The sequence below is a fragment of the Nocardiopsis sp. NPDC006198 genome, assembly GCF_040613895.1.
Taxonomy (GTDB): domain Bacteria; phylum Actinomycetota; class Actinomycetes; order Streptosporangiales; family Streptosporangiaceae; genus Nocardiopsis; species Nocardiopsis tropica.
This window is the reverse complement of record NZ_JBEXSY010000079.1, coordinates 19,310-31,436: the sequence shown is the minus strand read 5'-3', so window position 1 is coordinate 31,436 and position 12,127 is coordinate 19,310. Positions and strand designations below refer to the sequence as shown.

9 protein-coding genes and 1 pseudogene are annotated in these 12,127 nt (G+C 73.1%); all 10 read left to right on the top strand.

Annotation, left to right across the window (positions count from 1 at the left end; all coding sequences use genetic code 11):
- Positions 1-226 precede the first annotated feature (226 nt).
- Positions 227-865, top strand: a pseudogene (locus ABZ234_RS30570) (YdcF family protein); the annotation flags it as partial.
- 50 nt (positions 866-915) lie between these two features.
- Complete coding sequence (locus ABZ234_RS30565; protein ID WP_355014315.1) at positions 916-2,169, top strand: deoxyguanosinetriphosphate triphosphohydrolase; 1,254 nt, start codon at positions 916-918, stop codon at positions 2,167-2,169.
- Positions 2,170-2,372: 203 nt separating this feature from the next.
- Positions 2,373-3,389 carry a LacI family DNA-binding transcriptional regulator gene (locus ABZ234_RS30560; RefSeq protein WP_267950471.1) on the top strand — a complete coding sequence of 339 codons (1,017 nt, stop codon included), beginning with the start codon at positions 2,373-2,375 and terminating at the stop codon, positions 3,387-3,389.
- Positions 3,390-3,429: 40 nt separating this feature from the next.
- A complete protein-coding gene (araB, locus tag ABZ234_RS30555; protein ID WP_344176198.1) occupies positions 3,430-5,151 on the top strand; it encodes a ribulokinase in 1,722 nt (573 codons plus the stop codon).
- Positions 5,148-5,840, top strand: a complete 693-nt coding sequence (locus tag ABZ234_RS30550; protein WP_267945945.1) for an L-ribulose-5-phosphate 4-epimerase — start codon at positions 5,148-5,150, stop codon at positions 5,838-5,840. The genes araB and ABZ234_RS30550 overlap by 4 nt, the downstream gene beginning before the upstream one ends.
- Before the next feature lie 9 nt (positions 5,841-5,849).
- Positions 5,850-7,286 (top strand): L-fucose/L-arabinose isomerase family protein, encoded by a 1,437-nt coding sequence (locus ABZ234_RS30545; protein ID WP_355014314.1) that lies wholly within the window; start codon positions 5,850-5,852, stop codon positions 7,284-7,286.
- Between the two features lie 83 nt (positions 7,287-7,369).
- Complete coding sequence (locus ABZ234_RS30540) at positions 7,370-8,704, top strand: extracellular solute-binding protein (RefSeq protein WP_352982901.1); 1,335 nt, start codon at positions 7,370-7,372, stop codon at positions 8,702-8,704.
- A gap of 11 nt (positions 8,705-8,715) precedes the next feature.
- Positions 8,716-9,639 carry a sugar ABC transporter permease gene (locus ABZ234_RS30535; protein WP_355014313.1) on the top strand — a complete coding sequence of 308 codons (924 nt, stop codon included), beginning with the start codon at positions 8,716-8,718 and terminating at the stop codon, positions 9,637-9,639.
- A gap of 4 nt (positions 9,640-9,643) precedes the next feature.
- Positions 9,644-10,576 (top strand): carbohydrate ABC transporter permease, encoded by a 933-nt coding sequence (locus ABZ234_RS30530; protein WP_355014312.1) that lies wholly within the window; start codon positions 9,644-9,646, stop codon positions 10,574-10,576.
- Positions 10,577-10,598: 22 nt separating this feature from the next.
- Positions 10,599-12,122, top strand: coding sequence for an alpha-N-arabinofuranosidase (locus ABZ234_RS30525; protein WP_355014311.1), 1,524 nt, complete (start codon positions 10,599-10,601; stop codon positions 12,120-12,122).
- The last annotated feature ends 5 nt before the right edge of the window (positions 12,123-12,127 follow it).

The window sequence follows — 12,127 nt, the reverse complement described above, 5'->3', positions numbered from 1 at the left end:
CCTCTGGGCTTTTGGGGTGGTTTTCCTCCCGCCTTTGGGGGGGCTGGGGTTTGACCCCCCCGCGGGGGGGGACTTCACCGGGCTATTGGCCTGGTACGGGCCGCGGCCCGGGGCCCCGGCCGGCAGCGCCCCCGCCGCCGAACCGTCCGTCGAAGGGCCCGACGGGCCCTTCGACGAGGAGCCCCCTCCCCCTCCCCGGGGCGGACGCCCCGCGCGCCCCGCTCCCCGGCCGCGCCGCCGCAAGCGGCGTCCCGTCCGCCTGCGCTGGATCGTCACGCTCCTGCTGCTCGTGGCGCTGGCCATACCGCCGGGCACCTGGGGCTGGGTCTGGTACACGGCCCGTCAGGACGACCGCGTCGCCTCCGACGCCATCGTCGTCCTCGGGGCCAGCCAGTACAACGGCGTCCCCTCGCCCGTGTTCGAGGCCCGGCTGAGGCACGCCCAGGTCCTCTACCTGGAGGGCGTCGCCCCCGTCATCGTCACCGTCGGGGGCAAGCAGCCGGGCGACAACTTCACCGAGGCGGCCGCGGGCAAGAACTGGCTGGTCGAGGTCGGCATCCCTGCTGACCAGATCATCGCCGTGGAGGAGGGCAGGGACACCCTCCAGAGCATCGGCGCCGTCTCCCTGGTGTTCGAGGACCGTGCCTGGGAGACGGCGGTCCTGGTCTCCGACCCCTGGCACAGCCTGCGCTCCAAGCGGATGGCCGCCGACTTCGGGATCGAGGCGGGCACGTCGCCCTCGCGCTCCGGGCCGGCCGTCATCGAGCGGCGCACCCAGCTCTGGTACATCACCAGGGAAACCGCCTCGCTCTGGTACTACTGGATCTTCAACGACAGCAGCGACATCCGCGTCAACGCTGCCTGACCAGCGCGGAAGGCGTGTTTGGTCCCTGCTGGGAAGTAGGGTCGCACACGATGACGAACCACCCCCGAGGAGAGAGCGGAGCCGACGGCTACACGTCGGCGGACACCGAGCGCAAGGCGCGCGAGAACCGGAAGAACCGGGCCCGCGGTCCTTTCGAGCGCGACCGGGCCAGGGTGCTGCACAGCGCCGCCCTGCGGCGCCTGGCCGCCAAGACCCAGGTGGTCCAGCCGGGGGTGAGCGACTTCCCGCGCACCCGCCTCACCCACTCGCTGGAGTGCGCGCAGATCGGCCGCGAACTCGGCCAGGCGCTGGGCTGCGACCCGGACCTGGTCGAGGCGGCCTGCCTCTCCCACGACCTCGGGCACCCCCCGTTCGGGCACAACGGCGAACGGGCCCTGGACGAGGCCGCCGCCGCCTGCGGCGGGTTCGAGGGCAACGCCCAGAGCCTGCGCCTGCTCATCCGGCTGGAGGGCAAGATCATCGACCCCGACGGGCTCAGCGCGGGGCTCAACCTCACCCGCGCCACCCTGGACGCCACCGTCAAGTACCCGTGGCTCCGGGGCGAGGGGCCCGACACCCACAAGTTCAACTGCTACCCCGACGACACGGAGACCTTCGCCTGGCTGCGCCGGGGGGCGCCCCCCGGCCGCACCTGCTTCGAGGCGCAGGTCATGGACTGGGCCGACGACGTGGCCTACTCCGTCCACGACGTCGAGGACGCCCTGCACGCCGGGCTCGTCGACATGGCCGCCCTGCGCGGTACCGACGAGCGCGCCGAGGTCGTCCGGCTCGCCGCGGCCTACTACTGCGACGCCGACCCCGCCGAGCTGCACCACGTGTTCGCCGAACTCCTGGCGGCGCCCGTGTGGCCGAGCGAGTTCACCGGGGACCTCGCTTCGCTCGCCGCCCTCAAGAACCTCACCAGCGAACTCATCGGCCGCTTCTGCAGGGCGGCCGAGCACGCCACCCGCGCCGCCCACGGCCAGGGGCGGCTCACGCGCTACGGCGCCGACCTGGTCGTGCCCCGCCGGGCCCTCCTGGAGTGCGCGCTGCTCAAGGCGGTCGCCGCCCACTTCGTGATGTCCCGCGTCGAGGCCATCGCCTACCAGGCGGAGGAGCGCCGCCTCATCACCGAGCTCGTCGGCGCACTCTGGAAGAGCGCCCCCGACGGCCTCGACCCGCAGTTCCGCGCGGCCTTCACCGAGGCGTCCGGCGACGCGGCCGCGCTGCGCGTGGTCGTCGACCAGGTCGCCTCGCTCACCGACACCTCCGCGACGGCGCTGCACTCCCGTCTGGTGGGCTGAAGGGAGAGGGGTCCCGGAGGGCCGGGGTGCCTCCGGGGCGGAAGGGCCTGCGGGCTCCCGACGGGGGCCTCGCCGACGATTCGGTCGGGCAGGGGGGTTGACGCCTCGTATGTTAACGCTAACAATGTTGTCCGCGTCACATTTCCCCTGAGATTCCCGGAGGTGTCGTTCAGGTGAACCCCCCCGGTGGCCGCACCCCCGTCATGGCGGACGTCGCCAGACTGGCCGGTGTCTCCCACCAGACGGTGTCCCGCGTCATCAACGGCCACCCCAACGTCCGCCAGGAGACCGTCCTGCGGGTGCAGAGGGCGATCGACGAACTCGGCTACCACCGCAACTCCACGGCGCGGGCCCTGGTCACCCGCCGCACCAACGTGCTCGGCGTCCTCGCCTTCGACACCACCCTCTTCGGCCCGGCGCAGACCCTGGCGGGGATCGAGCGGGCCGCGCGCGAGGCCGGCTACTTCCTGAGCATGGTCAGCCTCGACGACGTGTCGCCGGCCGGCGTCGTCGCCGCGGCCGACTTCCTGATCCAGCAGTCCGTCGAGGGCTGCATCGCCATCGCCCCGCAGAGGGGCCTGGTCGACGCCCTCGCCTCGCTGCCCGGGCCCCTGCCGCTGGTCGCCGTCGAGGGCGGCGAGGGCTCCGGCCTCCCGGTCGTCTGCGTCGACCAGGTCCAGGGGGCCGAGGAGGCCGTCCGCCACCTCCTGGCGCTCGGCCACCACACGGTCCACCACATCGAGGGGGACCCGCTCTGGCTGGAGTCCGAGGCCCGCGCGTTCGGATGGCGCCGGGCCCTGGAGGAGGCGGGCGCGCCGGTCCCGGAACCGCTCCAGGGCGACTGGAGCCCCCGGTCCGGCTACGACCTCGGCCGCGCCCTGGTGGGGCGCAGGGCCGCGGGGGAGCGGGTGACCGCGATCTTCGTGGGCAACGACCAGATGGCCATAGGGGTCCTGCGCGCCCTGCACGAGGCGGGGCTGGGCGTGCCGGGCGACGTCAGCGTCGTCGGCTTCGACGACATCCCCGAGGCGGAGTACCTCACGCCGTCCCTGTCCACCGTGTACCAGGACTTCGCCCAGGTCGGCCGGGAGAGCCTGGCGCTGCTCCTCGGCGAGATCGGGGCGGGCCGCACCGGCTCGGCCGACCCCGCCGGGGCCGGGAGACGCGTGGTCCCGGCGGAACTGAGGCAGCGGGGCAGCAGCGGGCCGCCTCCCCCCTGACCGCCCGTTCCACGCGCCTCCTCCACGGAAGGAACCCCCTGTGCGCGAGAATGTTAACGCTAACAACAAGCCGTCCCCCGACGCGGTCGTCATCGGCGTCGACTTCGGGACCCTCTCCGGCCGGGCCGTCGTCGTCCGGGTGGCCGACGGGGCCGAACTCGGCTCCGCCGCCCACACCTACCGGCACGGCGTCATCACGGAGCACCTGCCCGCCTCCTCCGGGCCGCTGGCCCCCGAGACCGCGCTCCAGTGCCCCGAGGACTACCGCGAGGTCCTGCGCACGGCCGTGCCGGAGGCGCTGCGGGCCTCCGGCGCCGACCCCGGGCAGGTGGTCGGCATCGGCACCGACTTCACCTCCTGCACGGTCCTGCCCGTGACCGCGGACGGGACTCCGCTGTGCGAGCTCCCCGACCTCGCCGGGCGCCCGCACGCGTGGCCCAAGCTGTGGCGCCACCACGCCGCCCAGCCGGAGGCGGACGAGATCAACGCCCTCGCCGAGAAGCGGGGGGAGACGTGGCTCGCCCGCTACGGCGGCCGGATCTCCTCGGAGTGGCAGTTCGCCAAGGCGCTCCAGGTCCTGCGGGAGGACCCCGAGGCGTACGCGCGCGCCGACCGCTGGATCGAGGCCGCCGACTGGATCGTCTGGGAACTGTGCGGACGCGAGACCCGCAACGTCGCCACCGCCGGGTACAAGGGCATCCACCAGGACGGCGCCTGGCCCTCCGCGGAGTTCCTGGCCGCCCTCGACCCGCGCTTCGCCGGCTTCGTCCGGGACAAGCTCGCCCACCCCCTCTCCCAGCTGGGCGAGCGCGCGGGCGGCCTCACCGCCCGGGCCGCGGCCTGGACGGGCCTGCCCGAGGGGCTGCCCGTCGCGGTCGGCAACATCGACGCGCACGTCACCGCTGCCACGGCCCGGACGACCGGCAACGGCCGGATGCTCGCCATCATGGGCACCAGCACCTGCCACGTCATGAACTCCGACGTCCTCGCCGAGGTCCCCGGCATGTGCGGGCTGGCGCTCGGCGGCATCACCCCCGGCGCCTGGGGCTACGAGGCGGGCCAGAGCGGCGTCGGCGACATCTTCGCCTGGTTCGCCGACTCCCACGTGCCGCCCGCCTACCACGAGGAGGCCCGCGAACGCGGCCTCTCCGTCCACGACCTGCTCTCCGAGCGGGCCTCGGGGGCGCCTGTCGGGGGTCACGGCCTCGTCGCCCTGGACTGGCACAGCGGCAACCGCTCGGTCCTGGTCGACCACGACCTGTCCGGCGTGCTCGTCGGGATGACCCTGGCCACCAGGCCGGAGGAGGTCTACCGGGCCCTGGTCGAGGCCACGGCCTTCGGCACGCGCACGATCATCGGGGCCTTCGAGGCCGCCGGGGTCCCGGTCGAGGACTTCACGGTGGGCGGCGGCATGGTCCGCAACCCGTTCGTGCTCCAGGTCTACGCCGACGTGCTCGACCGCCCGATCAGGCTGGTCGCCTCCGAGTACAGCTGCGCCGTGGGGTCCGCCATCCACGCGGCCGTCGCGGCCGGCGCCCACCCCGACATCCACGCGGCGTCGGCCGCCATGGGCCGGGTCCGGGAGGAGACCGTCGACCCCGATCCCGCCAGGGCGGCGGCCTACGACGACCTCTTCGAGGTCTACACCGAGCTCCACGACCACTTCGGCCGGGGCGGCAGCCAGAGCCTGCGCCGCCTCCGGGCCATCCGCAACGCCACCCTGGCCACCGCGGGGAACGGCACCGAGGAGGGAACACGATGACCGCCGACACGGCCCGCACCGTCCCCGACGAGCACCGGGCGGAGGTGGAGCGCCTGCGCGAGCACCTGTGCGCGCTGCACGCCGAACTGCCCCGCTGGAAACTGGTCACGTGGACCAGCGGCAACGTCTCCGCCCGCGTCCCCGGCGCCGACCTCATGGTGATCAAGCCCAGCGGGGTCTCCTACGACGACCTGGCCCCCGCCGACATGGTCGTCTGCGACCTGGACGGCCGGGTGGTCGAGGGGGGCCGGTCCCCGTCCAGCGACACCGCCTCCCACGCCCACGTCTACCGCGCGCGCCCCGACGTCGGCGGGGTCGCGCACACCCACAGCGCGTACGCGACGGCCTGGGCCGCACGGGGGGAGCCCATCCCGTGCGTCATCACGGCGATGGCCGACGAGTTCGGCGGCGACATCCCCGTGGGACCGTTCGCCCTCATCGGCGGCGACGAGATCGGCAGGGCGGTGGTCGCCACCCTCCGGGGCCACCGCTCCCCGGCCGTCCTCATGCGCGGCCACGGCGTGTTCACGGTCGGCGCCTCCGCCCGCGCCGCGGTCAAGGCCGCGGTGATGTGCGAGGACGTCGCGCGCACCGTCCACATCGCCCGCCAGGGCGGCCCCCTCGAACGCCTGCCCCAGGAGCACATCGACGCGCTCCACGACCGGTACCAGAACGTCTACGGCCAGTAAGGAACGATCGTGCCCCTTCCCACGCCCCCGGCCGCCGCCCACGCGCCCGTCGGGACCCGTGCGCCCCGTATCGGCCTCCTCGGCATCATGCAGCCCCTCTACGACGACATGATCCCCGGCATCACCGAGCACCAGGCCGCCTACGCGGGCCGGGTCGCCGAGAAGCTCTCCGGCGTCGCCGAGTGGACCGTGGCCCCTCCGGCGCGCGGACGCGCGGACGCGGAGCGCGCGATGCGCGCGTTCGAGGACGCGGACCTCGACGGGGTCCTCGTGGTCATGCTCACCTACGGGCCCTCCCTCCGCGTCACCCGCATGTTCGGCGGGGCCCGGCTGCCGATCGCCCTGGCCAACATCCAGCCCGACCCCGCGGTCTCCCCGTCCTGGGACATGGACGACATGACCTACAACCAGGGCATCCACGGCGCCCAGGACACCGCCAACGCGATGGTGCGCGCGGGGCTCCCCTTCGAGGTCGTCACCGGCGAGTGGCAGAGCCCCGAGTTCGCCGGGAGGATCGACCGCTGGGCCAGGGCGGCCCGCGCGGTCACGGCGCTGCGCGGCCTCCGGGTCGGCGTGTTCGGCTATCCCATGAACGGCATGGGCGACGCCCGGGTGGACGAGAGCTCGCTGCTGCGCAAGCTCGGGCCGGAGGTCGAGGTCATCGCGCCGGGCTCCCTCCACCGGACGATGGCCGAGATCCCGGGGGAGGAGGTCGCGGACCTCATGGCCTGGGAGGACGGGGCCTTCGAGGTGGACGGACGCCTCTCGAAGGAGGAGCGCGAGGACCACGCCCGCATGCAGCTGGGCATCGAGAGGCTGCTGGAGGAGCGGGGCGCCGGCGCCTACTCCACCCACTTCGACGCCATCGGCGAGGACGGCCGCTTCGCGCGGCTGCCGATGGCCGCGGCCTCCACCCTGATGGCCAAGGGGTACGGGTTCGCCGGCGAGGGCGACGTGCTGGCCGCCTCGATCGTCTACGCCGGGCACCAGCTCGCGGGGGACGGCCACTTCACCGAGATGTACGCCATGGACTTCCCCAGCGACTCCGTCCTCATGAGCCACATGGGCGAGGGGAACTGGCGGATCGCGCGCGAGGACGAGCCCGTCCGGCTGATCAAGCGCCCCCTGGGGATCGGCGGCCTCGACGACCCGCCCACCATCGTCTTCCGCTACCGGCCGGGCCCCGCGACCCTCGCCTCCCTGGTCTTCCTCGGCGGCGAGGACTTCCGCCTGGTGGTCGCGGAGGGCGAGGTGATCGACGCGCCCGGGCTGCCGTCGCTGGAGATGCCCTACGGACAGTTCCGCCCGGAGACGGGCGTGCGGTCGTGCATGGACGCCTGGCTCAGGTCCGGCGGCACCCACCACATGGTCATGAACACCGGCGCGAGGGCCGAGGACTGGAAGGTCCTCTGCTCGCTCGCCGGCATCGAGTACGTCCGGGTCTGACCCGGAACCCGCGGCGCCGAGGCGCCCGCTTCCCGGGGAGGGCCCACCGGGCCCTCCCCACCCCCCGGCGCAAGGAGAACACCATGCGCGTCCGACCCCCCGAACCCCCCGTCCCCCCCGAACACCCGGCCCCGCGCGGCCCCGGCCGCCGGGCCTTCGCCGCCGGAGCCCTCGCCGCCGCGGGCCTGGCCGCCGCCGGGTGCGGCCCCTCCCCGGCCCTGCTCTCCGGCAGGACCCGCCTGCGCCAGTGGAACCTGTTCGCGGGCGGGGACGGCATGCGGATGATCGAGATGCACGACGCCTACGTACGCGAGCATCCCGACGTCGACTTCCGGGCCACCACCTTCACGTGGGGCTCCCCCTTCTACACCAAGGTCGCGATGGGCGCCGCGGGCGGGCGCGGCGCGGACATCGCCACCGTGCACGTGTCCCGGCTGGAGAGCCTGGCGCCCGGGCGGCTCCTCGACCCGATCGACCCCGTGATGCTCGCGGAGGCGGGGATCGACGACACGGTGGTGCTCCCGCGGATCTGGGAGAAGTGCTTCTTCGACGGGGAGCTGTACGCGATCCCCATCGACACCCACGTGCTCATCCAGTTCGTCAACCTCGACGTGTGCCGCAGGGCGGGCGTGCTCGACGCCGACGACCGGCTCGTCGAGGTCTCCGGGCTGGACGGCTACCTCGACCTGCTCCGCGAGATCCAGGGCGCGACCGGGGAGTACGGCCTGTCCGTCGACACCTGGGCCCCCTGGCCCAACTTCTGGGCGCTCTACCGCCAGCAGGACGGCGACCTCGTCATCGGCGAGGACGACTTCGAGCTGGACGACGACAAGGCGCTGGCCGCCATGGAGGTCATGTACCGGCTCTCCGAGGAGGGGCTGTCGCCGAGGCACTCCATGCTCGCCGACACGGCGGCCAACCTCGCCAACGGCCAGGCCGGGCTGATGATCCACGGCAACTGGGAGATCCCCACCCTGGAGGCCGCGGGCACGGAGTTCACCGCGACCCAGTTCCCGGCGGTGTTCGGCAACAACCGCACCCGCGGCGACTCGCACTGCTACGTGTTTCCCCACCAGCGCGACAGGGACCCCGAGCGCACCCGCGCCGCCGTCGGGTACGCCGCCTGGATGCTGCGCCACAGCATCACCTGGGCGGCCGGAGGACACATCCCCGCCTACCTGCCGGTGGTGGAGAGCGACGATTACGACGCCCTGCACCCCCAGTCGGAGTACGCCGAGGCCGCCGAGAACGTCCAGTTCGAGCCGCAGGCCTGGTTCAGCGGTTCGGCCGGGCGCCTCCAGGAGGAGGCCACCGGCCCGCTGACCACCCTCCACCAGGGCACCCAGACCCCCGAACAGGCCCTGGACCAGCTCAAGGGGGCCATCCGCACCCTGATCGCCGTCCCCTCACCGGTGTAGGGAGGAACCCCGTGACCACTCGTGCCCCGGCGGCCCCGCCGGGCGGCCGGCCGGACCTCCCCGACGTGCGGCGCCGACCCGCCGCCCGGACCGGGCTCTGGTTCGTACTGCCCTTCCTCGCCTTCTACCTGGTGTTCCTGCTCTGGCCCGCGATCGTCGGGTTCGGCTACACCTTCACCGACCGCAGCCTGGCCGGCGGGCCGACCTCCTTCGTCGGCCTGGAGAACTGGGCCGAGAGCCTCACCGACCCCGCGATGTGGGAGTCGCTGTGGAACACGCTGGTCTTCACAGTGCTCAGCGTGCCGCTGATGGTGGCCCTCGCCCTCGCCCTGGCCCTGCTGACCGACCACGCCCGCAAACTGGGCTGGTTCCTGAGGTTCGGCTTCTTCGCCCCGTTCGTGCTCCCGGTCGCGGTCATGACGCTCATCTGGGGCTGGATGTACAACCCCAGCCTCGGCCTGTTCAACGGCATGCTGGGCCGGATCGGCGTGGAGGGCCCCGAGTGGCTCTTCGGCGAGGGCACCGCGATGGTCTCCGTGGTCGTCGCCACCGCCTGGTGGCAGGTCGGGTTCAACTACCTGCTCTACCTGGCAGCCATGCAGTCGATCCCCGGGGACGTCTACGAGGCGGCGGCCATCGACGGGGCCGGGGCCTGGCAGCGGATCGGCCGCATCACGCTCCCGCTGCTGGCGCGCACCACCGCACTGATCGCGGTCCTCCAGCTGATCGGGTCGCTCCGCGTGTTCGAGCAGATCTACCTGATGACGTCGGGCGGCCCGAACTTCGCCACCCGCACCGCCATCCAGTACATCTACGACTCCGGGTTCGTCGGGCTCCGCATCGGCCTGGCCTCGTCGATGGCCTACGTCTTCATGGTCATCGTCATCGCGGCCTCCGTCGCCCAGTTCCGCCTCTTCTCCCGGAAGGAGGCCTGACGCCATGGCCGCAGCCCGACCCCCCTCAGTCCCGCCCTCCGCAGCCCGGCCCCTGGCGACCCGGCCCCCCGCCGGACGGCCGAGCACCCGCGGCCCCGCCCCCCGCAGGCGGCTCCCCCGCGTCACCGTGGGCTCCGCCGCCCTGTACACGGTCGCCGCCCTGGCGGCGCTCGCCTGGCTCCTCCCGCTGCTGTGGGCGATCGACACCTCGCTCAAGCCCGAGGGGGAGACGACGCTCCTGCCGGTCACCTGGTCGATCGCCGAGCCCACGCTGGAGGCCTACCGGCTGGTGCTGGCCCGGGGCGACCTCGTCCGCTGGGCCGTCAACTCCACCGTGACCACCGTGATCGTCACGGTGCTCACCCTGGTCCTGTGCGTGCTGGCCGCCTACGGGTTCAGCCGGTTCGACTTCCGGGGCCGGGGGTGGCTGTTCGCACTGGTCATCGGGGGCATCCTCATCCCGCCGCAGACCCTGATCGTGCCGCAGTTCGTCCTGATGACCCAGCTCGGCCTGGTGGACACCTACTGGGGCGTCGCCCTGCCGCAGGTGGTCGCGCCGGTGTTCGTGTTCATCCTCAAGCGGTTCTTCGACGCCGTCCCCCGCGAGTACGAGGACGCGGCGCGGATGGACGGGGCCGGTCCGGCGCGCATCCTGTGGAGCGTCGTCCTGCCCCTGTCCCGACCGGTCCTCACCGCGGTCGGCATCTTCACCTTCATCGGCGCCTGGAACAACTTCCTGTGGCCGTTCATCGTGACGACCGACCCGGAGATGATGACGCTCCCCGTGGGGCTCGGCACCGTCGCCGGGCAGTACGGGGTGCAGTACGCCCAGGTCATGGCCTCGGCCGTCCTGGGAGCGGTTCCACTCCTCCTCGTGTTCCTGCTCTTCCAGAAGAACATCGTCACCGGCGTCGCCGGCGCCGGGATCAAGGGATGACCCCCCACTCCGAAGGAAGCCCATGCTCCACGCCTCCCTGACCGCCGACCCCGCCCAGACCGTCGCCCCGGTCCACCGACGGACCTTCGGCTCGTTCGTCGAGCACATGGGCCGCTGCGTCTACACCGGTCTCTACGAACCCGGCCACCCCACGGCCGACGCGGACGGCTTCCGCGGCGACGTCGCCGACCTCGTCCGCGAGCTGGGCGTCACCACCGTGCGCTACCCCGGCGGCAACTTCGTCTCCGGCTACCGGTGGGAGGACGGTGTCGGTCCCAAGGACCGCAGACCCGTCCGCCGCGACCTCGCCTGGCACAGCCTGGAGACCAACCAGTTCGGGCTGAACGAGTTCGCGACGTGGTGCGGACGGCTCGGCATCGAACCCATGATGGCGGTCAACCTCGGCTCCCGGGGGCTCCAGGAGGCCCTGGACCTGCTGGAGTACGCCAACCACCCCGGCGGCACCCACCTGTCCGACCTGCGCGCCGAGCACGGACACCCCGACCCCCACGACATCCGCATGTGGTGCCTGGGCAACGAGATGGACGGGCCCTGGCAGATCGGCCACCTGGACGCCCGCTCCTACGGGCGCAAGGCCGCGCAGGTCGCCCGCGCCATGAGGATGGCGGACCGCGACCTCGAACTCGTCGTGTGCGGCAGCTCCGGTTCGGGCATGGCGACCTTCGGGGCGTGGGAGGCCACCGTCCTGGAGGAGGCCTACGACGTCGTCGACCACATCTCCCTGCACGCCTACTACGAGGAGCACGACGGCGACCTGGCCAGCTTCCTGGGCTCGGTCGCCGACATGGACCACTTCATCGACTCGGTCGCCTCCACCGCGGACGCCGTCGGGGCCAGGCTGCGCGACACGAAGCGCATCCAGCTCTCCTTCGACGAGTGGAACGTCTGGTACCTGAGCCGCCACCGGGCGCTGGCCGAGGTCCAGCCCGCCGACGACTGGAGGACCGCCCCCCGCGTCATCGAGGACCGGTACAACGTCGCCGACGCCGTCGTGGTCGGCAACATGCTCATCAGCCTCCTCCGGCACAGCGACCGCGTCACCTCCGCCAGCCAGGCGCAGCTCGCCAACGTCATCGCCCCGATCATGACGGAGCCGGGCGGACCGGCCTGGCGGCAGACCATCTTCCACCCGTTCGCGCTCACCGCCGCGTCCGCCTCCGGCCGGGTACTGCGCGCAGAGGTCGCCGCGCCCCTCCAGGACACCGCCAGGTACGGCGGGGTGCCCGTGGTCGACGCCGCCGTCACCCACGACGAGGCGACCGGCGCCGCCGCGCTGTTCGTCGTCAACCGCTCCGTCGACCAGCCGGTCGCCCTCGACGCCGACCTGCGCGGACTCGCCCCGGTCGGCGTCACCTCGGCGCTCACCCTCGCCGACGCCGACGCCTACGCGGCCAACAGCATGGCCGACCCCGACCGGGTCACCCCCTCGCCCAACAAGGACGCGCGCCTGGAGGGCGGACGGCTCGGCCTCACGCTGCCCCCCGTCTCCTGGTCCGTCGTCACCCTGTCCACCGGCCGCCGCTGAACGGC

Excerpts from the sequence above, each read along its gene's own strand:
- ABZ234_RS30540 (WP_352982901.1), top strand. The coding sequence starts at position 7,370 with ATGCGCGTCCGACCCCCCGAACCCCCCGTCCCCCCCGAACACCCGGCC.
- ABZ234_RS30530 (WP_355014312.1), top strand. The coding sequence starts at position 9,644 with ATGGCCGCAGCCCGACCCCCCTCAGTCCCGCCCTCCGCAGCCCGGCCC.
- ABZ234_RS30565 (WP_355014315.1), top strand. The coding sequence starts at position 916 with ATGACGAACCACCCCCGAGGAGAGAGCGGAGCCGACGGCTACACGTCG.
- ABZ234_RS30560 (WP_267950471.1), top strand. The coding sequence starts at position 2,373 with ATGGCGGACGTCGCCAGACTGGCCGGTGTCTCCCACCAGACGGTGTCC.
- ABZ234_RS30525 (WP_355014311.1), top strand. The coding sequence starts at position 10,599 with ATGCTCCACGCCTCCCTGACCGCCGACCCCGCCCAGACCGTCGCCCCG.
- ABZ234_RS30550 (WP_267945945.1), top strand. The coding sequence starts at position 5,148 with ATGACCGCCGACACGGCCCGCACCGTCCCCGACGAGCACCGGGCGGAG.